Genomic DNA, 24,587 nt, shown 5'->3' on the forward strand with positions numbered 1-24,587 from the left:
TTATGTTTTGGTAGTTTTGAAACATGGAAACGGCCGTTATGGACATAGTTACTAAGAAGCAGCTCAACATTTTGATTCAGTTGGCGGAAGCAGATAAGCATTTTGCCAAAGCAGAACGCGATATGATTTTTAGGATTGCCAAAGAGCGCAATTTTTCAGATGAAGAGGTCACTCAGTTGATTCGCCATCCAGAACCTATTGATACGCTAGGTGCGCTTTCTATCGACCAAAAGTTTCAGTATTTGCAAGCCTGCATCAACCTTATTCATGTCGACCATAATTTGTTTGAAAGTGAGCTGATTTTCTGCAGAAGTATTGCAATTAAGCTTGGCTTCAAAAAAAATTCAGTTGATTTCTTTGTGGATAATTTTGACAAAATGCCTTTAGAATCCCTTAAATCAACGCTTTTGAACGATTATCTCTAATTCCGCTTTCCTTTTTAATGCGAACCACTGGGTAAAAAACCCGCACAAGGGTCGAAAATTCAATAAATCCTGATAAATTTGCCCCTCATTTTAAAACCCCTTTTGGGTTGAGTGAATTTAGTGTCAATATCATTGGGCTGGCTAAAAAGCAGCATACGTTCACCTATCGTCTGAACGAAGCTTTTTTTAATCAGTATGGCAATCAAACCATTGCCAAAGGAGATTTTGATGCCAACCTGACTCTGGACAAACGGGAAACGTTGATTGAGGCAATTTTTGAAATAACGGGCAACGCTGAGCTGATCTGTGATCGGAGCTTGGAGCCTTTTCTTCACCCTATTTCTCTTCACCGCAAGGTGATCTTTAAGTATGGCGAAGAACCGGGCGAAGTAAGTGATGAGATCGTAATCATTACCGAAGAGCAAGACAAGCTAGATGTAGGCCAGTATATGTATGAGTTTATTGTGCTAGAAGTGCCGATAAAGAAAATACATCCAAAGTTTCAAAAGGAAGATAACGATGAGGAGAGTGAAGATGGCAAGTTGGTGTATCAAACAAAAGTTGACGAAAACGCCATCGATCCACGTTGGGAAAAATTGAAAAAATTGAAGTAAAAATAAGTCTTAAACTGAACGATTAAATTTCTAGGTTATGCCAAATCCAAAACGAAAAACCTCCAAAACAAGAAGAGATAAAAGAAGGACTCACTATAAAGCAGTGGCGAAACAATTTTTGACAGATGCTACCACCGGTGAAGCTCATTTGCCACACCGTGCGCATTGGCACGAGGGCAAGCTCTATTACAAGGGAAACGTGGTAATGGAGAAAGAAGTGGCCTAATTAGCCAACATGGTAGTTTTGCTAAAGCCTTGTTACTTAAAGCATCAGATTGCAGTTAATTGCAAAGCGAGCTAAGTGTGTACTAAGATGCCCGGTTGCCCAACTGGGCATTTGTTTTTTTTATAAACGCAAGAAATGAATAAAATTAGAGCAGCAATTACAGGAGTAGGCGGTTATGTTCCCGAGTATGTGCTCACCAACAAAGAGTTGGAAACGCTGGTGGATACTACCGATGAATGGATCACCTCGCGAACGGGCATTAAGGAGCGCAGGATTTTAAAAGGCGATCACCAAGGTGTATCAGTAATGGCTATTGCCGCAGTGAAAGAGATGCTGGCAAAAACCAACACCAATCCGGCAGAAGTTGACCTCGTTATTTTTGCCACCATTACCCCAGACATGACGTTCCCGGCATCGGCAAATATTGTGGCCACAGCGGTGGGTGCTACCAATGCCTTTAGCTATGACATGGCTGCGGCCTGTTCAGGTTTTTTATATGGATTAACAACGGGTGCTAGTTTTATTGAATCGGGACGCTACAAAAAAGTAATTGTAATTGGGGGCGATAAAATGTCGGCTATTTTGGATTATAGTGATCGCACTACCTGCATTATTTTTGGAGATGGGGCCGGTTGTGTTTTATTAGAACCAACAGCAGAAGAAGTAGGTGTGATGGACTACATTCTGAAAAGCGATGGCAGTGGCGAGACATTTCTGCACATGAAAGCCGGTGGCAGCCGCATTCCGGCTACCCACGATTCGGTTGATAAACGTCAGCATTTTGTATATCAAGAAGGCTCGGCAGTTTACAAATTTGCAGTGACCAACATGGCCGAGGTTTCGGCACAAGTGGCAGAACGCAACCATTTAACAAAAGAGAACATTACCTGGCTGGTGCCACATCAAGCCAATAAGCGAATCATTGACGCTACCGCTTCGCGCGTAGGCATTGGCGAAGATAAAGTGATGATGAATATTGAACGGTATGGAAATACTACAGCAGGAACAATTCCTCTTTTGCTGTGGGATTACGAGAAAAAACTAAAAAAGGGAGATAACCTCTTGTTGGCTGCTTTTGGTGGTGGTTTTACATGGGGATCGGTTTATGTAAAGTGGGCATATAATTCGTAGGTGTTATAGGATTGGGAATTTTGGAGTTAGGACTTTGGATTAGGTAGTAGGGCTTCAGGAGTAGGACTTAGGATGTGTAGTATTTAACCAAACGGCAATTGGTAATGAGTTTCCTGACTCCTTTAAAGGTTGAATAGTATAATGATTATTGGTAATCTTAAATCTCAAATCAAAAATCTTAAATAGAAAGTATGGCTTCAGTATCTGATTTAAACAAGGGAAGTTATGTACGCTACAATGGTGAAGTGGTGCAAGTAGAAGAAATGCAGCACCGAACACCGGGCAATCTTCGTGCATTTTATCAATTGAAAATGCGCAGCTTGCGCACCGGCAAAATTGTAGAAAACCGTTTCCGTCCGGGCGATTCGATTGAACAACTGCGCGTAGAAACCAAGGAATATCAATACCTCTACCAAGATGGAGATAGCCTGGTGTGCATGGATAATACCACCTACGAACAAATTTATCTTGACAAAGTATTGTTAGGTGATTCGGTAAACTATATTAAAGAGGGCGTTACCTTGCTCATTGCATTCGAAGATGGCGTGAACCCCATCACAGCTGAAGCACCGGCACACGTAAACATGTCTATAACGTACACCGAACCGGGTGTGCAAGGCGATACTGCTACACGCACGTTGAAGTCGGCCACCATTGAAACAGGCGCAGAAGTAAAAGTTCCGCTATTTGTAAATATTGGCGACATGATCAAGATCAAAACCAGTACAGGCGAATACGTAGAACGCGTAAAAGAATAACGTTATGGCAACAAAAAAATCAAACGGCACAAAAGGTATTGCAGCCAAAAAACCCACCGCACTAAACCAATCTGAAATGAAGACAACCGAGATTCGTGACCTAATCGACTTCATTGCCCAATCGGGGTTGAATGAAGTGGATATTGAAACAAAAGAGTTGAAGCTTCACGTCAAGCGTGAGCCAGATCAAAAGGTGATGAAGGCATCGGCTCCTGTAATTGCTGCACCTGTGGTAACGGCTCCTCCCACGCAAGCGGTGGTTACTCCTCAAGCACAAGTGCAGACCCCAAAAGTTGAAAAGCCAGTAGCAGCTACTGCCAAGACGGTAGATATCAAGTCACCCATGATTGGCACCTTCTATCGTTCGGCCAATCCAGATTCTCCTCCTATGATTTCGGTGGGCGATAAAGTGAGCAAGGGCCAAACGGTTTGCATCATTGAAGCCATGAAACTTTTCAATGAGATTGAGTCGGAAGTATCGGGCACGATTGTAAAAGTAATGGTCGAAAATTCCTCTCCTGTGGAGTATGATCAAGTGCTTTTTGTAGTAGAACCTGATTAAGATGTTAGATGTGAGATGTTAGATTTAAAAATGTTAGACTGCTCGATAGCGTAATCAATCTAACAACTTAAATCTTAAATCCAAAATAGAAACTATGTTCAAAAAAATACTAATTGCCAACCGAGGAGAAATTGCTTTGCGCGTGATACGTACGTGCAAAGAAATGGATATAAAAACGGTAGCAGTGTACTCCACGGCCGATCGCGAAAGCTTGCATGTGCGCTTTGCAGATGAAGCCGTTTGTATTGGTGCAGCCCCAAGCAAAGAATCGTATTTGAATATCCCACGCATAATTTCAGCCGCTGAAATTACTAACGCAGATGCTATTCACCCGGGCTATGGTTTTCTGTCAGAGAACGCAGAATTCTCGGCCGTGTGTCACGAGTACGGTATTAAGTTTATTGGGCCATCACCTGAAATGATCCGCTCGATGGGCGACAAAATCACAGCCAAAGAAACAATGATCAAGGCGGGCGTTCCGTGCATACCGGGTTCGGATGGTTTGTTGGAGTCAGTGGAGCAAGGGATTGAGCTGGCCAAAAAAATTAAGTACCCGGTGATTGTGAAAGCAACAGCCGGTGGCGGAGGAAAGGGCATGCGTATCATCAATAACGATGATGAGTTTAAAAAAGCATGGGATGATGCCAAGCGCGAAGCGGCCGCTTCGTTTGGCAACGATGGGTTGTACTTAGAGAAATTTGTAGAAGAGCCCCGCCACATCGAAATTCAGGTGGTAGGCGACCAATACGGAAAAGTTTGCCACTTATCCGAAAGAGATTGCTCGATTCAAAGACGGCACCAAAAGCTAGTGGAAGAGACACCATCGCCTATCGTATCACAAGAGTTGCGCGAGCGAATGGGCGAAGCGGCCATACAAGGAGCGAAGGCCATTAACTACGAAGGTGTGGGCACCATCGAATTTTTGGTTGACAAGCATGGTGATTTCTACTTTATGGAAATGAACACGCGCATCCAAGTGGAGCACCCGATCACCGAGGAAGTGACTGATTATGATTTGATCAAAGAACAAATAAAAGTAGCAGCCGGTGTGCCGATTTCGGGCAGAAATTACTTCCCGAATTTGTACGCCATGGAGTGCCGCATCAATGCCGAAGATCCAGCCAACGGGTTCCGACCTTCACCGGGAAAAATTACTAACATGCACATGCCGGGTGGCCACGGAGTTCGCATCGATAGCCACGTGTATTCGGGCTATACCATTCCTCCCAATTACGATTCGATGATTGCGAAGTTGATTGTGAGCGGCCAATCGCGCGAAGAGGTGATTACGCGCATGAAGCGTGCCTTGAGTGAGTTTGTGATTGAGGGAATTAAAACAACAATTCCGTTCCATTTAAAGCTGATGGACAACCCCACGTTCCGATCGGGTAAATTCACTACCAAGTTTTTGGAGACTTCGTTTGATTTTAATGAGTTGAAATAATTTCGCTAGTAAACTTTTCTCAAAGAGGCCGTCTCAAAAGTCTGAGACGGTCTTTTTTCTTATTGGGGAGTTTTTGGTCGGGATTTTAGTTTAAAGAAAAAATAGGCGTGAGTTCAGGCTGCCATTTTCGCCAGACTATCTTTTCCTTGGATACCCTATTCACAAACTTTGCCCTTGTTCCGATTGATTGGTCAGCTACTAATTCTTCTGCTTTTCTGATGAGTTTATTCAAATCACGTAATTCCTTTTTATATCGCTTAACGGAGAAATCGCAAACCAAACCGTCATGCAAGGATGGAAAAACGGATACGGGTTCCATTTTTATTCCCTAAGGCAGCATGAATCTGTTTCACCAAATCTAGATTAGCATTGGCCAGCCTTGCACCGACAATGTAGGAGACGCCCTTTGCCCTGAGCTCTGTCAATCTTTCTTCCGACAACATGGCGGCATCGGCCACAACAATGGGCATTACGCCTTTGTGTTTTTTTCCAAAACTCCCAACAACTGGCAACATCGTCTTTCCCTCAAAGGTATTGCCAGGGAAAATTTCGCTTCTAAGGCCGAGCGTCAGAAGTCAGGAGAATTTATTTTTTTGAATATTCCAGTAAATCTGCCGGTTGGCAGTCCAATGCTTTGCAAATGGCTTCCAATGTGCTGAAACGAATGGCCTTTGCTTTTCCGGTTTTGAGTATGGAAAGGTTGGCGAGCGTGATGTCCACTTTTTCAGAGAGTTCATTCAGCGACATTTTTCGCTTCGCCATCATCACATCTAAGTTTACGATTATCGGCATGGCTTATACGGTTAACTCATTTTCGGATTGAATTTCGATTCCCCGTTTAAAAATCTGAGCGATTACAAAAAGTATAACAGCCATGAAAAACCATACGTCAGCTCCGCCCAAACGTAAATGTTGTGTGTCGGGCATTTGCACGCCTTGATTCACTAACCACTCAGTGTAACCAACTCCCCATGCTGTAAAAAAGCCTATCCCAAAAGCCAATGCTGATCCGGTAATAAGAAAAATTCGCACTTCGTTATTGAATGGCTGCGCCATACTTTTATCGTGCAGTATTTTTATAATCAGATAAAATAGGAACGCCTTCAACACTGACGCAATGCTTATCAATAACGTTTCTACTAAAAAATGGCCTTGGTCGTATTGATAAAGGCTCGATAGATCATTTCCGACCCAATACGTAGCAGCATTGATTGGGTTTATCATCAGCGTGTAATAAGCACTGAAGATAGAGCCACAAGCATCAATGCACACGCCAACAAATATTATCCATGCGAGGATGTACAGTATTTGGATCATAAGTTCGGTTCTCGTTTTTGTCTTGCTTTCCATATTTTTTGTTGTTTTTTTTCTTTAACGGATCAAATATAAATAAAGTTTTATTGATAAACAATAAATATAGTATGAATTACGATAATTATTAAAAAAAAGCTGTTTCTAACGAATAATGGCATTGGGGAATGTTCACCTTCCCACAATATTCCTGGCCATCTTCGGAAAGATCAATCCGTGAAAAGGCAACACCGAATACCAATACAATCTACCCCACAACCCGAGCGGGCGGTATGTAGCAATTTGAAATAAAGTCTTTCTACCATTCTCTTCTTTTACTTTGAACTCAAGCCAAGCCTCACCGGGTAATTTCATTTCCGCATAGAGCAGCAACCTTCCGTTTGGTTTATCGGCCACCAGCACACGCCAAAAATCCAATGCGTCTCCGGCTTTTAAGTCTGTATCACTTCTCCTTCCTCTGCGCAAGCCCACGCCACCTACCATTTTGTCCATTACCCCTCGGATGCGCCACATCCAATTGCCAAAATACCAACCGCGGTTACCACCAATCTGCCAAATGTTTTCGATGACTTCCTGTTTATTCCGCTCAAATTCAATTTTGCGTTTGTCGGTAAATACACCGTGCTCGGGAACAAACGTGTTGTTAAGAAAATTTTTGTTCATGGTGCCAAGCGAGATGGAATCTTTCCAACTGGACACCACATTTTTTTGACTGATTTTATCAAATGCCAATTGCAACGCCTCCTGATAACTTAGAATTTTGGTGGGTACAATTTCGCGGATGCGGGTATCATGACAAATCACTTCGTTTTTCATGCTGTTGACCAAACTTCTCGCCAACGAATAGGTGGTGGACGTGACAAATACCAACCACAATGATGAAAGCTTGGGCGTGAGAACAGGCACGGTGATGATGAAGCGCTTGAGACCGCGCATTTTGGCAAAGCCGTAGAGCATTTGGTTATAGGTGAGTGCTTCCGTTCCACCAATATCAAATGTCTGGTGAAATGTTTCGGGTTTCAACAAAACGCCTTGCAAGTATTCAATCACGTTCCGAATGCCTATGGGCTGGCAGCGCGTTTTTAGCCACTTGGGCGCAATCATCACCGGAAGTTTTTCTACTAAGTCGCGGATAATTTCAAATGAAGCACTGCCTGACCCAATGATAATAGCCGCACGAAGAACAGTTAAAGGCGCAGTGGCCTTGGCCAAAATGACTTCTACATTTTTTCTGGATAGCAAGTGGTCCGATAAATCAACATCGTTTACAATTCCGCTTAGGTAAATGATTTGTTTGGCTTGTGTGCCATTTACAACCGTTACGAAGTTTTGTGCCGATTGCGATTCCATAGTAGTGAAATCTGGATTTGACGAACTCATCGAATGTACTAAGTAATACGCGGCATCAATATCCGTAGGGATGGAATGGATTTGTTTATCACTATTCAAATCAACTTCAAGCACTGTTATGCTTTTTAGAAATTCGGGTGTAAAATCCTCCCAATCAAACCTGCGCTGGTCTCGGACTAGACAAATTACGTGGTGACCAGCCTCTACCAACACTGGTAAAAGCCTTCTGCCGATGTAACCGGTGGAGCCAGTGAGTAGTATTTTCATAATTGTTTAAAAATTGATTTTTCACACTTCTTCCAAAACGAAAAAAAGGAATTGTAATACCCAATCACCTCTGGATAAATCCAATCGCGGCTATCTTTAACACCCGGATAGTGCTTGAAGGCGGGGTGCTCTTTAGAAATAAACCCATTTAAGCCCAATGGTGAATTTTTGTAAAGAGCGGTAAGCTCGGCTATCTCACCGACTATTACTTGTATGCCTTGAATATTTTTGGTTAGACTCGTAAGAAAGTCAATCACCCTTTTGCTGACGGGAAATTTTTGAAAGTGCGATGGCTCTAAAAGCAAGATCCGGTTAATATCTTCTTCTTTTCTCCAAAGTGGATCGAGGTTGTAAGAATTGTAAATCAGGGTTGGCTTGTTAGTATCAATGATAGGGCGGGAGTATGCGGGAAGCATTGTGTTCAAATTCAAGTTGATAGTTGCCTTCAGCCTCTCGGGTACTGGCGCATGGGGCAAGTTCTCTGTTGCCCCATCTAGAAATGTATTTCGTTGTGTGCTGTGTGTGTAACGATTAACGTTTTCTTGATTGCAATAATACTTTTTAGAAGAGAATGCACCTGCTACCCACTGCCAACTGCAGGTGTTGCTAGCGAAGTCTCCATCGAGCAAATGATAATACATCCATTGTGCAGGAGCCGACCAATGCGCTTTACTTACATTACACGCAATGCTCGCCACGTACATCCGCACGTGGTTGTGCAGGTAGCCAGTTTCGTAAAATTCGTGAATTAAATTATCAATGGCTGTTATTCCAGTATTCCCGTTTACGATGGCTTCTATCATTTGGTGATGCGCTACTTCTGACTGCGGTTGCTTTAAATCTTGAAAAAGGAACTCGCCCTTCGATTGCCACACACGCTGAAAATATTCGCGCCAAGCCAGCTCTTGCAAAAACTTCTCAACACTAGCTGGATGGTAGCCTTTCGATAAAACTGATTCTTGCACTTGCTTTATACTGATTACGCCTCGTGAGATGTAGGGAGATAAGTAGGTAACAGCACCGTCAATAAAGTTTCTGGTTTTACCATATTGAACGGGATTGATTTGATTGATTCGCTCTAAAATGGAATGATAATCGGGGGGAAAACCGATTTGCTTTTTTGCAAATGGAAACAAATCGCTCATCGCTTGCTGATTTTGTTTCCTGAAATGGATTTTTGAAGAGTTGACTTAAATCGCCCCTTTTCCACTCCGCTTAACTTTTTGTGCTTGGTCGCTCGTCCATGGGTGCGCTTGCGCCACATTTTAAAACTACTCGCCTTCATATTGGCACGCATCAATTCAATCACTTTTTTTTCTGATAGCCCGAATTGCATCTCAATGGCCTCAAAGGGTGTGCGATCTTCCCACGCCATTTGGATGATGCGGTCGATTTCATCTGAAGTTGGTAAGAGTGTTTGCATTTACGAAAATGACGAGAAGCTTTAATTTAACAATATAGTCAATGATCTTATTCTTATTCTACATTTAAAACGTGATTTGTTTTGTGATATAGTCGATGCATTACAATAACATGCGGAAGTGTAATGATCGAAAGAAGTATAAATGCCTCTGCCACATTAAACGATCTAAAATAGACGTAGACACCAAACGAAATCAGGGCCATCAAGCTAAACGGAAGCATAGCTATTAAAAATTGGTGTACCGAACGACCGGTTGACTGTTTGAAGTAGGATGCTTGGTGCTGCATCGATTGCAACGAGTGCCATAAACAAAAGGCGATGATAAAACCTGCCAAAAGCGGAGTGAGAAAATACCAAATAGTGACAATGATAAATTGAGTGAAGTACAAAAGAATATTTTTTCGTTCGAAAGTTAGTAGGCTTATGATGTATACGGTACCAAAGACGGCAATCAAAATAAATGGCCATGCGGAATGAGTTGAGGATGTTGAAACTATTGTCGTGTTAGTAGTAGTCGAAAGCATTTGCAGAAAAATACCAATGGCCTCGTCAAAATGAAGAAGTACAGGTAATGCTAAAACCCAAATTCCCCAAAGCCACGAGGGTGTATATTTAAACGATTCATTTTCAAAATTGGATTGGCCAAAATGATGGAAGGAAATGACGAAAAAAAGGAGCAGAGCCAATAAAGGTGCGATCCACCAAAGCACTAAGTAGAGCAGCATGGTTCCCAAGTAGACTGCTAAAAATTTCATCATCCCTTTTGCCGACTTGTCCGATCGATACAAATAATCATTTGAGCCATGCGGTATTCCGACAGTACAAAGTAAAATACCACATAAAATTGCCTGGGCCTTAACTGTAATTGGAATTAAGGAAACTAATACAATAAGGATAAGTTGTATAGCGATTTGTGCTTTAAATAGTTTTGATTGAATATACATTACTTGCCTAGTAAATGATCTGTCAATGATTTTAAAAACAATCGAATTGGTAATCTTGAGAAAATTGCAATTTCTTCAAAGATTGTCGTTTCCTCATCTAAAAACTTTAGAATACGTTGAATGGATTGTGTTCGAAACAATTGTTCGAAAATCTCTTTTCCTCTGTTGGGTTGATTTTGTAAAATCCGTAAGAGCAAAATGTCATACAAACGGAATCGGTAGGAGCGATACATAGAAGGAAGAGACCTCTTTTCTTTCAATGATATTGCCAATGCATTTGCATACGCTTGCATGCGCTTAAAACCAAATCCTGTTGTTGGCTTGATGGCTCCACCCGGTGTGCCAATGTAAATGATTCGCTCATCGGTTGAAAGTTGCTTTCGTTTGATATCAAATTGAGGAGTCATCGGAATAGATCCGATTTCTAATTCCGTTATTTTATAACTTCCACCTTTTTTTTCCATGTAAACGCGAAGGGATTCTTCTGCTTCGGCTTTTGATAACTTTTCTTTTCCGAACCTCGTTAACTCGATCAAAGCTTCATTATCTGAGAAGGGCAACTCATACATAAACTGCGTATAGCCACCTTGCGCTACATCAAAGTCCATCATTGACATACTATGGGCATCGAATTTTCTTTCGGTTGTTTCCACCCGCCAGCCTACAAATGATTGCCATAAGAATAGATCCGTTTTTTTCTTTAATCGTGTTTTTAAAAATCGTTGTTGTGAAAGTTGATAGTCAGCACTTGTGCTTCGACCAGAGGGAAGTGCGGAGAGAAATATTCGGTCGGTTACCCAAGTTTGAGTGTTGGTAACAACTTCTACATGTGTTTGCAGTTGGTTTACTTCTAAAACTTCTTCGGTCAACCACGAAATGGAAGGGCTTTTTCTTAGTTCATTTTTGAGGTGCGAATAGAAATCCGCACTCCGAACATGGTAGTAGCGATAGGGAGAAAGATCTATTGGTTTATTGGATAAGTTTAGCTGTAAGATTGATTGCCACTCTTTACTAATCATTTTTTCAGGTGACAGTGGTTCTTCAGACCAATAACACCAAGTCCGATCATTGTTTTTTTGGGCATCTGATTCTACGATGCACAGCGTTTTAGATTGAAGCAATCCATGTTGCAATAAAGCACGCGCTAGCCACAGCCCCGAAGCGCCTGCGCCAACAATGGTGTAGTTATATGAAGTTTGTTTCTGCATAAGTGAACCAAAAAAAACGGAGCCCAATAATGAGCTCCGTTTTAAAACTTTCTTACCGTGATTTACTCACGATTATTTTCCTTTACTTCCTACAGCAACGCTGTACACTACTAAACCAAATCCAATTTTATTGATGGCATCAGCAATGTTATAAAACAAGTCTACGTTGGAAGCACTCCAGCCAAGTCCTGTATTGAGCCATCCTCCAGGCATACACATATACCCAATCGGATAGACAGCCCATCCTACTAATACGAACCAAGCAAGAATTTTTACGCCTCTTTCTACCACAGGGTCGCCCGAATTTTTGGCAAGGTTAGCCACCTCACCGAACCAAGCTGTATATAAAATATACACATAGCCGATTGTAGAAATGGCTCCCCAAATAAATGAGTGGCTTGATGACCCATCTGTGAAAGCTTCTCCAATATAACCGGTTACCAACATCCAAACAGCCGCAATGATAAGTTTCCACAACAAGGCGATTTTGGCACCCGCTGCTTTTGTCAGCAAATAAAACTCAACACACATCAATGGTACAGTCAAAGTCCAATCGATATAACGAAGGGCAGTTGGAGTTTGGCCAGTTGCCAAGTAGTAGTCGCGCATGTAGTAATAGTGCACGGCTGCAATACCGGTAATCAAACCAGAAACCAACAATGATAATTTCCACTTGCCATCTACGCTGCTTCTTTCCATGAAGAAGAAAACAGCTGATGCAAGCATGGCCATGTAGCCAGTAAAGAATGTGAAAGCAATCGGATCATCCACTGGGATTTTCACGATATCGAGCAATAAAGTGTTCATATGGGTAAAATGTTTAAGGTTTTAAATTAATTATCAAACACAGCCTTGTTTAAGTTGTTACAATCGTTTGAAATATTTATTGATTTTTTTTCTTTGTTTAATCTGCAAGGTTTAATAATATATTTTAGTTAAACAGTAATCATATAAAAATTCAGTTGAGTCATCGAAAACAAATATTTTTTTCTATTTCATTTTAAAAAAATGTTCACTTTTTTTCTAAATAAGGTCAGTTTCGTTGAACAAAAAACTATTTCATCTCTCAGCTACAATTTTAAAAAACAACGGATTTAGCAATAAACATAAGCACAGTTGCAGTGTTCATCAGCCATGAACTCTTCACGGCAATTTTTAGACAGTCAACGGTTACAAGCGGACAAAGAAGCAGATGGCTTAATTGAGCAGACTTTCAATTCCCATCACCAAGGGGATTTATATCAACTTTTGAAGATGGCGGATAATCAAATTGAGCACGGGCAAAATTCTTCAATAAAGAACTTTTTAATTGCCAAAAAAGAGAAACCCAGTTGGTTTAACGAAAAGAAATTACAAAATGGCCAAAAGTTGTTCAAACAGTATGCCTTGGAAATGATGGCATTGCTTGGCGCGATGTCATTGCCCTATTGCTATGCGGCATCTCCTGGTAACAAAGCACTTTACTTGTCTGATAAGATGCGAAACTCACCGGGCAAGCGGTTGATAGACACAGCTTCGTTTGTGATAGCCGTTTTGTCGCCAGGCAGTTTTACCGATAGCTCGCACGGATACATCCATATCAATAAAGTGAGACTTATTCATGCCATGGCGAGGTACTATTTAAAAAAGCTGCCGACTTGGAATATGGAATGGGGGGTACCCATTAATCAAGAAGATATGGCAGGCACCAACTTGGCTTTCTCGTACGTTATCTTATTGGGCATGCAGCAATCTGGTTTTATTCTTTCCGACAAGGAGAAAGAAGATTTTATTTTTGCGTGGCGATACATTGGGTATCAATTAAACATTGATGAAGAGTTGCTGCCGGCTTCTTTTAGTGAAGCCCGAATTTTGGCAACTACCATTAAAAACAGAAACTTTAAAAAAACGGAAGAGGGTATTGTGTTGACGCGAGAGCTATTGAGTTACTACAAACAAAGCGTTCCAGCTGACCAAGCGGAATTGGTTTCCTCTCAAATTAGATTTTACTTGGGCAATGAAGTGGCCGAATACATTGGCCTGCCAAGCGACCCCATTCGATACAAGCTAGCAGCAACACTCAGTACGGCAAAGTCATTGCAGAGTATGCTATCCGCACCGCCCGATAGTTATCAAAAGATGATTTCGCAGCACGCACTCTTGAAAAAGAAGTTTGCGGGTTAATTACCTTTCAAGACTTTTTACGTTCGTGCCAGGTTTAGCGTACTCATACCGATCAATATGATGTGTGGAGTAATATCCATCAATTCCATTGCTGCAAAGTGAAGACACTTTGTCGAGTTCCAGAAATCCGTCAGATGAAACTATGAATGGATCCAGTTTCACTTCTTGAATTTTTCCGATCACTAAGAAGGTGTCGTTTAGGTGGATGGGGATTACCTCTTCCAATGTCAAACCATATTTTACTTTGCTCTCTTTCACAAATGGGGCGGCCATGTTCTCTGAAAATTCAGGCGTAAGCCCCACTTCATCGAACTCACTCACCTCAGCAGGATATTTTGCACTTGTTTGGTGTGCTTGTTCCAAAATGGATGGATGAATGTGATTGATGGTGTAAACTCCAGTAGATTGAATATTTGCCAGCGTATGTGGCGCTGCCTTGATTGGTCGGTTGATGTATCCCACCAAGGCTGGATCAGAGCCGATGTGAACGATGCTGCTGAAAATACCCAAATTGGTTTGGCCTTTGTTATTGATTGTGCCGATCAAGCTTGCAGATTTGAAGCCCGTCAGGCTGTTGATAAAATTCGCTCGGTAAAACCGTTCCCACCCTTGGATAGTTGTTGATGAAATGATTTGCATTTTTTGTCAAGTATTTTTTGGTTATATCAATACGTGTCAGTTGATGGTTTCAAAAAAGCGCTCGGCTTGTTTCAGGTGACTTTGCTGCTTCTCTTTTGGCATTTTATCAAAAGTCTTCACCAACATTCCTAACCGCGGATTCTTCAAAAAGAAATCGCGGTGCACATGCATGAATCTCCAAAACAACCCATCCCATATCGGTTGCCAATCGCCTTTTTCATAATCACTCATTTTCATTAAGTAATTGCTGCCGCTGATGTAGGGCTTGGTGGCCATCAATCCGCCATCGGCAAACTGGCTCATCCCATACACGTTCGGCACCATCACCCAATCATAGGCATCGATGAATAACTCCATAAACCAGCGATACACTTCATCGGGATCAAACTCGCACAGCAACATGAAGTTGCCTAGCACCATTAACCGCTCTATGTGATGACAGTAACCGGTAGCCAATACTTTTTTGATGGTGCTATCGATCGGTGAAATACCCGTGGTGCCATCCCAAAATGATTTCGGAATTTTGCGTGTGAATTTCCAATAGTTTTTTGTTCGCTCTTCGCTGCCTTTGTGTTCGTACACACCCCTGATGAATTCTCTCCAGCCCAGAATTTGACGAATGAATCCTTCCAAAGAATTGAGCGGCACGTCATTTTTGTTGGCGAATGAAATGGCTTGGTCAATGATCTCTTTTGGAGTTAGTAAACCCACATTCATCATCGGGGTGAGAACGCTGTGGTGCAAAATACTTTCATGGTTGACGAGTGCATCTTCGTATTCGCCAAATTCAGCAAAACGATTTTGAAAAAATTGCTTGAGCCAATCACGACTTTCCGTAAAAGTTGTTGGATAAATAAACGCCTTGTTGATTTCCCCGTAATTGTTTTGATAGTTTTTGTTTACGTATTCTACTGCCTCCACCCAATGCTCATTTTGTTTTGGAAATACTACTTCGGGTGCTTTCTTACTTTTCGGATATTTCAGTCGGTTTTCCGTATCGAACGTCCACTTGCCACCTGTTGGCTGTAACTGCTCATCTACTAGAATTTTAAATTGCTTGCGTTGCCGGGTGTAGAAGTCAGTTTGGTAGAAACGCTTTTTATTTGCGAAGTAATCGTTGATTTGGTCGCTCGTCAAAATGAATAGCGGTGAATCATACTTCACTACATTCATCTTTAAAGTCGTGATTTGCTTTGCTATTCTCCTCTCCAGCAAATAATCTGTGACATCGCAATAGTGTATTTCGCCAACGCCCTTCTTCTTGAGGAATGGCAATAGGTTGCGCACATCGGCAAGTTTGTCGTTGGCCTCAATGTACGTTACTTCATAGCCTTTGCTTTGCAGAACCCGTTGGTACGCCTTCATGCTGGCGCGGTGGAAGACCAGCTTTTGTTTGTGAAAGTTGTATTGTTTAAAAAATAGAAGCTCTTCAATAATTAAAACGGGACGGTTTTTAGCTATGGCTGGATGCTGCTCAAAAAGTTGGTGTGGAAAGACAAGTGTGACTGAGTTTTTCAATGCTGAGCGTTTTAGTCAGAAAAACACACAAACCGGAAGAAGGTTTTGGCTGTTTGAAAATGTCCCCTTACCTCAAAACGAACTTTTTGTCGAGCGTATACACGAGACTCACATTCCAATCAAAATCCCGTGAGGGAATGTCAGAAGCAATCGCTTTGTTGACAATGCTGGAGATCGTGATGGGAAAACCATTGACGCCTACCGTAGTGGTTGCATTTACATAAAAACCTTCATCGGCATCTAGTGTTAGGTAGAATACCTGTGGGTTAAAACTCACGTAGGTTTTACCCGTCATCTTGATTCTCGAGAAATTTCCCTGCAATGATACAAACATGTTATCTTTTGGGGCGTGATCCTGAAATCCATGGCCACGCAAAAAATAAATGCCCACGCTCGTTCTGTTTGATATTTTGTAAGTTGGATTGATCTCCAACGCTAAGAAACGCCTTGTCACCGAAAGTTTCTCTTCAATGCCGTTGATCATCACGGTGTTCGTTACAAAATTTAATCCCGGCAGGTGGCCACCCAACGATAATTGGAATTTCGGTTTGATGATGGCTTTGTAACGATAGATGAAAACAAAAGACCACGGGCGTCCTTCCAACGCAAACCGAAACTGCGGTTCAAAGCTCCAGCGCTTGTTGCCCATGTGCATGTCTAAAAATGCAGCCGGAGCACCCAACGTAAATGCAGGGATGATGGAAAATCCATTGTTGGTAGTGCTCAACTCGGTCTTGAAAAAGAAGGTACTGTCGCGCTGCGCGAAACTATCAGTCGTGTAAAGCAATCCGGTTAGAATCAGTAAAAGTCTAAGTCTCATAATGTTGGTTTTTGGTAGGACAAGATCAAATTTACAACCCCGTTGATTTTTCCATTTGTTCGGACCTTGTCTTTTAAAGGGGTAAGTGCCTCGCCCACCAACTCTTCGTTGTTGTAGGGACCATACACTTCGGCCGTATCGAAAAAAGTTACACCTTGTTCTACTGCTTAGTGAATCAGCGAGATGGCATCTTTCTTCACCGGGAATGGATAATAAGAGAACGTCATGCCCATGCAGCCAAGGCCGATGGCTGAGACTTCGAGGTGTTGGCCAAGTTTAGGTTTTTTCAAGATCGTGGTATTAAAAGTGGATATGTTTTTGTTTTCACAAAGGTGCCAGTATTCGAAAAAATTGGCGTATACAATTTACAGGTTTATCTACCAAATTTACGGATGTTGGTTTGCACCAATAAATAAGATGAATAAGTGCCTACCTTTGACAAGCAAAAGTTCTTGTCATGGAAGAGATCAGACGATTTGAGACCATCAGTCAATACAATGCATTCAACAATCATGAGACGCTTCACCCGCTGGTGACGGTGATCGATTTTTCGAAAGCTGCTCCAAGAAAATTGACGAGAATGTACTTTGGTTTTTACCTCGTGTTGTTGAAGGATGTTGTTTGTGGTGACCTACGCTACGGAAAAAATACTTATGACTACCAAGAAGGAACCCTTGTTTTCATCGGACCGAGCCAGATTATAGATGCGGTCAATAAAAACGAAATGTATCAACCGAAAGGTTACGGAGTTGTATTCCATCCCGATTTGATACATGGAACGTCCCTCGGAAAACATATTGACGATTACTCTTTTTTTAGCTATCAATCTAATGAGGCGCTTCACGTTTCGGAGCGTGAGCGGCAATTGGTATTGGATTGTTTTTCGAAAATCAAATACGAACTCGAGCATGCAGTTGACAAGCACAGTAAAAAGCTAATTGCTTCGAACATCGAATTGCTTTTGAATTATTGCGTAAGGTTTTATGATAGGCAGTTTATCACACGGGAAAATGTAAATAAAGGAATACTCGGAAGGTTCGAAACTTTGCTAAAAGAATTCTTTGCTTCGGACAAGCCGCAAACAGTGGGATTGCCAACTGTTGCCTGGTGTGCCAGTGAGCTTAGTCTATCTGCTAATTACTTTGGGGATTTGATCAAAAAGGAAACGGGCAAATCACCACACGAATACATCCAGCTTAAATTGATTGATGTGGCCAAAGAGCGAATGTTCGACACCAACAAATCGGTAAGTGAAGTTGCCTATGGATTGGGTTTTAAATATCCGCAACATTTCAGTCGCGTGTTCAAACAGCACGTTGGCGTGTCGCCTTTGGAGTATCGGAGTTCAATGAACTAAGAAGTCATCCGTTTGTTTTTGAGCCACTTCGGTTCATTCGGCATTTATCGCTACAGTACTTTACATCTTCCCACACTTTCTCCCATTTTTTGCGCCAGGTGAATGGTCGGCAACACACGGAGCAAATTTTGGTAGGCAGATGTTGCTTTTTGTGCATGCTTTTTAGATGCTAACTAGCTTCTTTTCCCGCAAGTCATCCAACATCAGCACTTCGTCATGATTGGTTTGAAAACTTTTTACATCAAACAAAAACATCGTGTGATCTCCGGCATCTTTTGCCCATAATTTTTCTAGCTCTAATAGCCCGGCACAGTTTTTCAATACATTTCTTCCGTTCCAATCCTCAAGCAAATGTTTTTTTCTCAGGTAGCTTTGTTTGTCGTAGCGAATTCCGCTCCTTTTTCCCAACGTATTTACTAAAGAAATATGTTGCTGACTTAAAATCTGCAGAATAGCCGTTTTGCTTTTTGAAATGTTTTCAAGGGACTTGGTGTGATGGTATACGGCTACCATATAACGTTTTGGGTGCATGCTTACCGCAGAGACATAGGTGCAGATATTCATGTTTACCTGGTCGCCCTCATAAGTAGCCAAACTGTACACAGGAATATTCGGTAAGTTCCAAGGTCGTTTCATGTTACACCTTCAAACTAGACATGCCACCGTCAGCATGCAGCACTTGCCCGGTAATCCAACTTGATTTTTCGGAAAGCAAAAACGCGGCAAGGTTTGCAAGGTCTTCTGGCTGTCCGATTTTTTTGAGCGGGTGCCGTTGTGCGTTGGCATCTTTTTTCTCGTCTGTATTCAGCAACGTTCCCGCCAAGGGCGTATTTGTAATGGAAGGCGCAATACAATTCACTCTAATCTTTGGGGCAAACTCGGCTGCCAGCGCCTTGGTCAATCCTTCCACCGCACCTTTAGACGAAGCCACCAACGAATGAAAATTGAAACCCGTCTGCACCGCCACAGTGGAAAACAAAACTACCGATGCCTGACTCGAATTTTTCAGTTTGGGCAAGGAGGCCTGCACTACTTTTACCGCACCCACCAACTGCAATTGATAGTCGAAGATGAAGTCTTCGGGTTTGATGCGCGCAAATGGCTTGAGGTTTACTGCACCCGGGCAATATACCAATCCATCAATGTTGTCGGGTAAAAAAGAAAAATCAGGGTTTTCATCTAACACGTTTAAATGCGTGTAGCCGGTCAATCCTTCGGGGCGGTTTTCGGTGGTTTTGTTAAACGTGCCATAAACGCGCTGGCCTTCGTTTACCAGCAGTTGCGCCAACGCGCGGCCAATGCCGGAGGAAGCGCCAATAATCACTTGGTTTTGCATATACTTAAAAACCCTCGTTTTATATTTTTGTTTACAACATCTTGATATTGCCGCGCGACTTGTATGTTTGCCTAAACTAAGTAACATGTCCGGTCAGCCCCTTTCCTTAAAGGTATCCGCGCCCCAGTTTTCGCTGGTAGATATTTTTGGGCACAATATTGACCTGGGGACCTATAAAGGCAAAAAGGTATTTGAATATTAGCGTAGATTTACAAAAAATTGATATGACCAAAATTATCGTAAACAACAACGGTTCTCTTAAAGTGGAGGGCGACTTTGAAATATTGGATGCCCAAGGAAATGCCTATGGCTTGCAAGGCCGAACGGTGTTATCGCTTTGCCGTTGCGGACTCTCCAACAACAAACCGTTCTGCGATGGCTCGCACAAAGAAAAATTTCAGGATGAGGCCAAAGCGTTTGAATTGCCGCCTAGGAAAGTGTAGTGTTCTTGGCGCTTTGCAGGTTATTTGCCGAGGTGTCATAAAAAAGGCTTCTCCCGAAAAAGGAGAAGCCTTCAATAAATAAAAAACCAACCCAATTATTTACCTGCCAATCGTTTTGGTGCTCACCACCCCATTGATGGTTACGGTGACTGTTGTGTTTGAGCAACTGCCATCCCCAAAATCAATCACTACTGTATCTGTTTTGTAAACCGTGGTCACGGTACCACTTACAGGTGAATGCCGCCCACGTCCGCATGAAACATCTTCGGTAACGGGCGATGTTATTGAGTTTGAAAACAATATGCTACCATCCGATAGTTTTACAGATGAGACTCCTTCTGTGGTGATTTTTCCACTCACTGGTTTTCCGTTTGCATCAACCGTGATGTTGGATACGCGTTTTTTGCTGCTCTCCCAGGTTGCCACGCTTCCATCTGCAAAAGTTATCTTTCCATTCGTTACGTTGGTGGATGAATTCCCGATACCTCCCGATAAAGTGCTGACGCGCGTTTTTGTGCCCTCTATCTGAATGCCATTTACTTTATAATTTTCATACGTAACAATTTCTGTTTTGCTGCTACTATCACCCGAGCGGTTGATGATAATTTTTCCTGATCGTGTGATGGTGTTATCGCCACGTTTATTGGTTACGCCTGATGCAAAATCGATTACTGTTTTTGCAATTTTAGATAGAAGCGAATCGTTTTTCGGAAATTGCTTGCCGCTAAAACTGCACCCTTCCGGCTTTGAGGCGGGGTCTGGTTCGGGAAGAGTGACGGTGTTTCCAGCGGTATCGTAGTGCGTGATCGTTGCGCCACCTTGCTCGTGCATCCGCAATCCGCGAAAATCGCCTGCACTTTCGGCATCAACAATAGCGAGTAACGCATCATCGGCTGTAATGAAATTGGTTCCCTCTAAAATGCGTGCGCCACCACGACCACCTTTGCGTCCACCGCCATGGGACCCTGACCCCACCAAGCCGTTTGCAGTACTTGAAGAGCTCCCTATTATTGTGAAACTCGTTCCACTTGCCAATTGCCCTGATGTTTGGGCGAGGTCGGTTAATTTGGTTTCGTTACTGTTGGTCAACTCGTTTTTGGAACATGCCCAAAAGAGGGCCATCACAAAAACAACTGAAATTCCAGAAATCAATTTTGTTTTCATATAGTTTAGTAATTGTTTTCGATTAGACGCTAAAGGTGGCAGAAAGATTGTTCGGCTGGCTCGGTGTGTAGCCGTTGACCCAAGAAGTGTAGATAAATGGGACTACTTTTTATACGTCTTCAGGAAAACCTCGGCATATTTTTCGCCAATGGGTAGGGAACGATGGCCGATGAAGACATGCGATTTTTGAAAGGAAGTAATTTTTTCTAGCGAAACAATAAAGGACTGATGAATCCGGCAAAATTGATTTTCGGGTAGTTTCTTCTCAATGGCCTTTAAGTTCAGTCGTGTGAGTATAGGTCTTGTTTGATTGTTCAAGAATATCTTTACGTAGTCTTTTAATCCCTCTATGTACTCGATGGATTGTGTGTCGATTTTGATTTCCTTATATTCTGAATAGACAAATAGATAAGCTTTTTCGGGTATTACGTTTTTTCGCAGCAGATATTGTTCATGGGCGCGATTAGCTGCCTTTAACAGGCGATCAAACGGAATTGGTTTCATGAGGTAATCAATCACTTCCAACTCAAATCCTTCAATAGCATACTGATTGTAGGCCGTAGTCAAGATGGTCATGGGTGGATGTGCTAGTGATTTTAGGAATTGAAGGCCGGTTAACTCTGGCATTTGGATGTCTAAGAAAATCAAATCGACCTGGTTTTGTTCCAAAAAAGGTTTTGCAAGGCTGGCCGATGAAAAGACATTAGCCAACCTAAGAAATGAGATTTTGCCAATATCCTCTGCGATCAGTTTCAAAGCAAAGGGCTCATCATCAATGGCAATACAAGTCAGCGCTGGGTCAGCCATCTAGTTCAATAAAATTTCAAGATGAAGGAAGTATATGTCATTTTCCTCGTGTACTTCTAAAAAATGGTTGTTAGGGTAGTGCATGGCCAATCTTTTTTTCAAATTTGCCAAACCGATGCCCGAATAATCTTTTTCTGCATTGTCTGTGGAACGCGCAATTTTGTTTTTTGCATGGATGGTCAAGAGACCGTTTTCAATTCGCAGCAAAACCGAGTTTTTTGAATCCTGATTAAATTCACCGTGTTTAAATAGATTTTCGGCAATGGGAAGCAGCAAAAGAGGGACAATCATTTTATTGGTTGCATCTCCTGAAACCTGAAAGCTGAACGATTCTTTAATCGTAAGCCGCATACTTTGCAGATCAATATATCCTTTCAAGTGCTCTATTTCTTTAATCAACTCCACTTTTTCTGTTGATGTTTGATACAGCATGTAGCGCAACAGCTGAGAAAGTTTTACGATTGAATCTTCGGCTTGGTCTGATTTGGATCGGACGAGCCACCGTATGTTGTTCAGTGTGTTGAATAAAAAATGTGGACTGATTTGCAATTTTAATGCGGACAACTCTGCACTTTTTCGTTGGATCTCCTGTTCGCGTGCAAGTTCTTTTGCTTTGGTCCAATCATCCCATAGAAATAGACTTGTACTGAAAATGATGATCAGACTCGTAATCAAAAAACTTGAAAACAAAGGGCTGGCAAACATTAGTGGTCTGAGGTTGTGCATTGGCCTTTGGTTGTGAAATGGTTCACTCCAAGGGGGTGGTGGGCCAGCAGGTTCTGACAATGTGTTGTGGATTTTCCAATTGGCAATACTTACCACCATTACTGCCACTACTATAAACACAATATAGAGCAATAAACCTTTCTTTTGTAAGACTACAGGGGTTAAGTAATAGAGATTAAGATAGAAAAGCCCTATCAATATCCCGTTGCGGAGTAACAGCGATAACAGGTTTAATGGCACCAACGCTTTTTCAAAATCTCCGGGGGGAGATAACAATAAAGGCGCCAACAGAAAAATAGCCCAAGCCGCTACATGCAAAATTAGTATCTGCGGCTTACCGTTTTGCAAAATCATTATGCAAAAATACGTGTTTGTCTTAACAATTTGATGCAGAGCGTAGATGCATCCATCAGGTGTGTAGATAGGGTAGGCACTCGGAAACGGAAATTTTTCCTTCCATGCTTTGCTCCGCCATTGTAAACGGCTACATGTCCTTTCGGTTTTAAAATCTCCTTGGTCATGCCACTGCGCATACGCGATGCAAAGCATGTAATAATGGGCATATGCTTGTCGGAAAGCTTTTGAGATCATTGCGCAACTCGTCAACTGCAATAACGCAAGAAACTTACTCCAAGGCTTCTTTATAAACTTTTAAAACCCGCTCTCTCGCCAACTTATGCTCAACAATAGGTTGGGGGTAAGCCGATGTTCCAAACTCAGCCACCCATTTTTTGATATACTCCAATTTGGGATCAAACTTTTCGGTTTGTAATTCGGGATTGAACACGCGAAAGTAAGGAGCAGCATCGCAACCAGAGCTGGCCGCCCACTGCCACCCTCCGTTATTGGCAGCTAAATCAAAATCAAGTAATTTCTTTGCAAAATAGGCTTCACCCCACCGCCAATCAATCAATAGATGTTTGGTGAGAAAACTGGCCGTAATCATGCGCACTCGGTTGTGCATGAAGCCGGTTGTGTTTAGTTCTCGCATGCCAGCATCTACAATGGGGTAACCTGTTTTACCTTCACACCAAGCTGTAAATTCTTTTTCGTTATTGAGCCATCGAATTTTATCATAAGCAGGTTTGAAGGCTTTGGTTGCTGCCTTCGGAAAGTGCCATAAAATCATGTGATAGAAGTCGCGCCAGATCAATTCGTTCAACCACGTTTCATTTTTCTTCCGTGCTAGCTGCACCAACGTGCGAATGCTTACCGTGCCAAAACGCAAATGCACACTAAGTTTCGTTGTTCCTGCAATCGCAGGAAAGTTTCGTTGCTTGTCGTAATGCTCAACAATGGATTGCTTCACCAATCGTTCTGGGAAGGAGAAGGAAGTTTCTTGAAAACCAATCGCTTGCAACGAGGGCAGGGGTAGTGGAGTTATTTTTTTGAAATTCCTAAAATGTTTTTCGGTAGGAAAACTCGTGAGGGTTGAATCCATGACCTTACTTTTCCACTTTCGGCTGTAAGGCGTGAAAACGGTGTAGGGCTTGCCATCGTCTTTTGTTACTTCCTCTTTTTCAAAAATGACTTGGTCTTTGAATGTTTTGAAGACTGTGCCTTTTGCTTCTAAAATCGTTTTTACCTGCTCGTCCCGATTTCGGGCGTAGGGTTCATAATCGTGGTTGGTGTAAACTGCTTTGGGATTTGCCTTTTTAAAAATTTCGACAGGGTTTCCATGCAGCACCAACAACGAACTGCCCATCTCTACCAATTGCTTTTGCATGACCGTAAGCGATTGATGGATGAAGGCTACGCGCAAATCCGTCTTGTCTTCGAGCTTATCAAGGATTTCTGTATCGAAAATAAAAATGGGGAGTACTTCTGCGTTTTCTTTTAAGGCATGGTATAGCCCTGCATTATCTTGCAAACGAAGATCGCGCCTAAGCCAGAAGAGGGTAGTGGTAGGGGAGATTGAATTTTCAGGATGCGAAGCAGCGAGCGTCATCGA

The 24,587-nt window shown here is 42.2% G+C and carries 31 protein-coding genes and 1 pseudogene; 10 read left to right on the forward strand and 22 right to left on the reverse strand.

What is annotated here, in order from left to right:
- Positions 1-23 precede the first annotated feature (23 nt).
- The 7 genes from KA713_01925 to accC all read left to right on the forward strand — a co-directional run bounded on the left by KA713_01925 (position 24) and on the right by accC (position 5,160).
- Positions 24-425 carry a TerB family tellurite resistance protein gene (locus KA713_01925; GenBank protein ID UXE67389.1) on the forward strand — a complete coding sequence of 134 codons (402 nt, stop codon included), beginning with the start codon at positions 24-26 and terminating at the stop codon, positions 423-425.
- A 107-nt stretch (positions 426-532) separates the two neighbouring features.
- A complete protein-coding gene (locus KA713_01930; GenBank protein ID UXE67390.1) occupies positions 533-1,039 on the forward strand; it encodes a DUF177 domain-containing protein in 507 nt (168 codons plus the stop codon).
- Between the two features lie 37 nt (positions 1,040-1,076).
- A complete protein-coding gene (rpmF, locus tag KA713_01935; protein UXE67391.1) occupies positions 1,077-1,265 on the forward strand; it encodes a 50S ribosomal protein L32 in 189 nt (62 codons plus the stop codon).
- A 135-nt stretch (positions 1,266-1,400) separates the two neighbouring features.
- Complete coding sequence (locus tag KA713_01940; GenBank protein UXE67392.1) at positions 1,401-2,396, forward strand: ketoacyl-ACP synthase III; 996 nt, start codon at positions 1,401-1,403, stop codon at positions 2,394-2,396.
- Between the two features lie 191 nt (positions 2,397-2,587).
- Entirely contained in the window at positions 2,588-3,154 is a 567-nt protein-coding gene (efp, locus tag KA713_01945) for an elongation factor P (GenBank protein UXE67393.1), read from the forward strand.
- Positions 3,155-3,230: 76 nt separating this feature from the next.
- Entirely contained in the window at positions 3,231-3,716 is a 486-nt protein-coding gene (accB, locus tag KA713_01950) for an acetyl-CoA carboxylase biotin carboxyl carrier protein (protein UXE68998.1), read from the forward strand.
- Between the two features lie 94 nt (positions 3,717-3,810).
- Positions 3,811-5,160 (forward strand): acetyl-CoA carboxylase biotin carboxylase subunit, encoded by a 1,350-nt coding sequence (gene accC / locus KA713_01955; GenBank protein ID UXE67394.1) that lies wholly within the window; start codon positions 3,811-3,813, stop codon positions 5,158-5,160.
- Between the two features lie 85 nt (positions 5,161-5,245).
- Here the strand turns inward: accC and KA713_01960 are convergent, their stop codons facing one another.
- The 10 genes from KA713_01960 to KA713_02005 all read right to left on the reverse strand — a co-directional run bounded on the left by KA713_01960 (position 5,246) and on the right by KA713_02005 (position 12,470).
- The gene (locus KA713_01960; GenBank protein ID UXE67395.1) at positions 5,246-5,479 is read right to left on the reverse strand and encodes a hypothetical protein; all 234 of its coding nucleotides are present in this window, start codon (positions 5,477-5,479) and stop codon (positions 5,246-5,248) included.
- Positions 5,445-5,675, reverse strand: a complete 231-nt coding sequence (locus KA713_01965) for a hypothetical protein (protein UXE67396.1) — start codon at positions 5,673-5,675, stop codon at positions 5,445-5,447. The genes KA713_01960 and KA713_01965 overlap by 35 nt, the downstream gene beginning before the upstream one ends.
- A 70-nt stretch (positions 5,676-5,745) precedes the next feature.
- Positions 5,746-5,952 (reverse strand): helix-turn-helix transcriptional regulator, encoded by a 207-nt coding sequence (locus KA713_01970; protein UXE67397.1) that lies wholly within the window; start codon positions 5,950-5,952, stop codon positions 5,746-5,748.
- A gap of 3 nt (positions 5,953-5,955) precedes the next feature.
- Positions 5,956-6,510 carry a DUF2975 domain-containing protein gene (locus KA713_01975; GenBank protein ID UXE67398.1) on the reverse strand — a complete coding sequence of 185 codons (555 nt, stop codon included), beginning with the start codon at positions 6,508-6,510 and terminating at the stop codon, positions 5,956-5,958.
- Between the two features lie 132 nt (positions 6,511-6,642).
- Entirely contained in the window at positions 6,643-8,088 is a 1,446-nt protein-coding gene (locus KA713_01980; GenBank protein ID UXE67399.1) for an SDR family oxidoreductase, read from the reverse strand.
- On the reverse strand, positions 8,085-9,233 hold the full coding sequence (locus KA713_01985; GenBank protein ID UXE67400.1) for a deoxyribodipyrimidine photolyase: 1,149 nt from the start codon (positions 9,231-9,233) through the stop codon (positions 8,085-8,087). Before KA713_01985 ends, KA713_01980 begins: the two co-directional genes overlap by 4 nt.
- Positions 9,230-9,511: a TIGR03643 family protein gene (locus KA713_01990; protein UXE67401.1), complete on the reverse strand. Its 282-nt coding sequence runs from the start codon at positions 9,509-9,511 to the stop codon at positions 9,230-9,232. Before KA713_01990 ends, KA713_01985 begins: the two co-directional genes overlap by 4 nt.
- A gap of 53 nt (positions 9,512-9,564) precedes the next feature.
- The gene (locus KA713_01995; protein UXE67402.1) at positions 9,565-10,455 is read right to left on the reverse strand and encodes a Brp/Blh family beta-carotene 15,15'-dioxygenase; all 891 of its coding nucleotides are present in this window, start codon (positions 10,453-10,455) and stop codon (positions 9,565-9,567) included.
- A complete protein-coding gene (locus KA713_02000; protein UXE67403.1) occupies positions 10,455-11,663 on the reverse strand; it encodes a hypothetical protein in 1,209 nt (402 codons plus the stop codon). Before KA713_02000 ends, KA713_01995 begins: the two co-directional genes overlap by 1 nt.
- 72 nt (positions 11,664-11,735) lie before the next feature.
- Positions 11,736-12,470, reverse strand: a complete 735-nt coding sequence (locus KA713_02005; GenBank protein ID UXE67404.1) for a bacteriorhodopsin — start codon at positions 12,468-12,470, stop codon at positions 11,736-11,738.
- Positions 12,471-12,797: 327 nt separating this feature from the next.
- On the opposite strand from KA713_02005, the gene KA713_02010 reads away from it, so the two are divergent.
- Positions 12,798-13,826 carry a DUF2236 domain-containing protein gene (locus KA713_02010; GenBank protein UXE67405.1) on the forward strand — a complete coding sequence of 343 codons (1,029 nt, stop codon included), beginning with the start codon at positions 12,798-12,800 and terminating at the stop codon, positions 13,824-13,826.
- Here KA713_02010 and KA713_02015 read toward each other — a convergent pair whose 3' ends face one another.
- The 4 genes and pseudogenes from KA713_02015 to KA713_02030 all read right to left on the reverse strand — a co-directional run bounded on the left by KA713_02015 (position 13,827) and on the right by KA713_02030 (position 17,093).
- Positions 13,827-14,465, reverse strand: coding sequence for a flavin reductase (locus KA713_02015; protein UXE67406.1), 639 nt, complete (start codon positions 14,463-14,465; stop codon positions 13,827-13,829). It abuts the gene before it with no gap.
- A 36-nt stretch (positions 14,466-14,501) separates the two neighbouring features.
- The gene (locus tag KA713_02020; protein UXE67407.1) at positions 14,502-15,983 is read right to left on the reverse strand and encodes a cryptochrome/photolyase family protein; all 1,482 of its coding nucleotides are present in this window, start codon (positions 15,981-15,983) and stop codon (positions 14,502-14,504) included.
- A gap of 67 nt (positions 15,984-16,050) precedes the next feature.
- On the reverse strand, positions 16,051-16,803 hold the full coding sequence (locus KA713_02025; protein ID UXE67408.1) for a hypothetical protein: 753 nt from the start codon (positions 16,801-16,803) through the stop codon (positions 16,051-16,053).
- Positions 16,800-17,093, reverse strand: a pseudogene (locus KA713_02030) (aldo/keto reductase). Before KA713_02030 ends, KA713_02025 begins: the two are co-directional and overlap by 4 nt.
- A gap of 167 nt (positions 17,094-17,260) precedes the next feature.
- Between KA713_02030 and KA713_02035 the strand changes: the two are divergent.
- A complete protein-coding gene (locus tag KA713_02035) occupies positions 17,261-18,160 on the forward strand; it encodes a helix-turn-helix transcriptional regulator (GenBank protein UXE67409.1) in 900 nt (299 codons plus the stop codon).
- Between the two features lie 4 nt (positions 18,161-18,164).
- On the opposite strand, the gene KA713_02040 is transcribed toward KA713_02035, so the two are convergent.
- From KA713_02040 to KA713_02050, 3 genes are read right to left on the reverse strand one after another with little or no spacing between them, the layout of a single operon-like run.
- On the reverse strand, positions 18,165-18,317 hold the full coding sequence (locus KA713_02040) for a DUF2256 domain-containing protein (protein UXE67410.1): 153 nt from the start codon (positions 18,315-18,317) through the stop codon (positions 18,165-18,167).
- A 5-nt stretch (positions 18,318-18,322) separates the two neighbouring features.
- On the reverse strand, positions 18,323-18,796 hold the full coding sequence (locus KA713_02045) for a flavin reductase (GenBank protein ID UXE67411.1): 474 nt from the start codon (positions 18,794-18,796) through the stop codon (positions 18,323-18,325).
- A 1-nt stretch (position 18,797) separates the two neighbouring features.
- Positions 18,798-19,496, reverse strand: a complete 699-nt coding sequence (locus tag KA713_02050; protein ID UXE67412.1) for an SDR family oxidoreductase — start codon at positions 19,494-19,496, stop codon at positions 18,798-18,800.
- 218 nt (positions 19,497-19,714) lie between these two features.
- Here KA713_02050 and KA713_02055 point away from each other — a divergent pair, with 218 nt between their 5' ends.
- Positions 19,715-19,939, forward strand: coding sequence for a CDGSH iron-sulfur domain-containing protein (locus KA713_02055; GenBank protein UXE68999.1), 225 nt, complete (start codon positions 19,715-19,717; stop codon positions 19,937-19,939).
- A 99-nt stretch (positions 19,940-20,038) separates the two neighbouring features.
- Here the strand turns inward: KA713_02055 and KA713_02060 are convergent, their stop codons facing one another.
- From KA713_02060 to KA713_02080, 5 genes are all read right to left on the reverse strand, one after another.
- A complete protein-coding gene (locus KA713_02060; protein ID UXE67413.1) occupies positions 20,039-21,103 on the reverse strand; it encodes a hypothetical protein in 1,065 nt (354 codons plus the stop codon).
- Between the two features lie 102 nt (positions 21,104-21,205).
- On the reverse strand, positions 21,206-21,910 hold the full coding sequence (locus KA713_02065) for a response regulator transcription factor (GenBank protein UXE67414.1): 705 nt from the start codon (positions 21,908-21,910) through the stop codon (positions 21,206-21,208).
- Positions 21,911-22,990, reverse strand: a complete 1,080-nt coding sequence (locus tag KA713_02070; protein ID UXE67415.1) for a histidine kinase — start codon at positions 22,988-22,990, stop codon at positions 21,911-21,913. It lies immediately after the preceding gene.
- Entirely contained in the window at positions 22,990-23,199 is a 210-nt protein-coding gene (locus KA713_02075; protein UXE67416.1) for a hypothetical protein, read from the reverse strand. Before KA713_02075 ends, KA713_02070 begins: the two co-directional genes overlap by 1 nt.
- A gap of 62 nt (positions 23,200-23,261) precedes the next feature.
- Positions 23,262-24,584 (reverse strand): deoxyribodipyrimidine photo-lyase, encoded by a 1,323-nt coding sequence (locus KA713_02080; GenBank protein ID UXE67417.1) that lies wholly within the window; start codon positions 24,582-24,584, stop codon positions 23,262-23,264.
- Positions 24,585-24,587 lie beyond the last annotated feature (3 nt).

Source organism: Chryseotalea sp. WA131a, from assembly GCA_025370075.1.
GTDB lineage: Bacteria > Bacteroidota > Bacteroidia > Cytophagales > Cyclobacteriaceae > ELB16-189.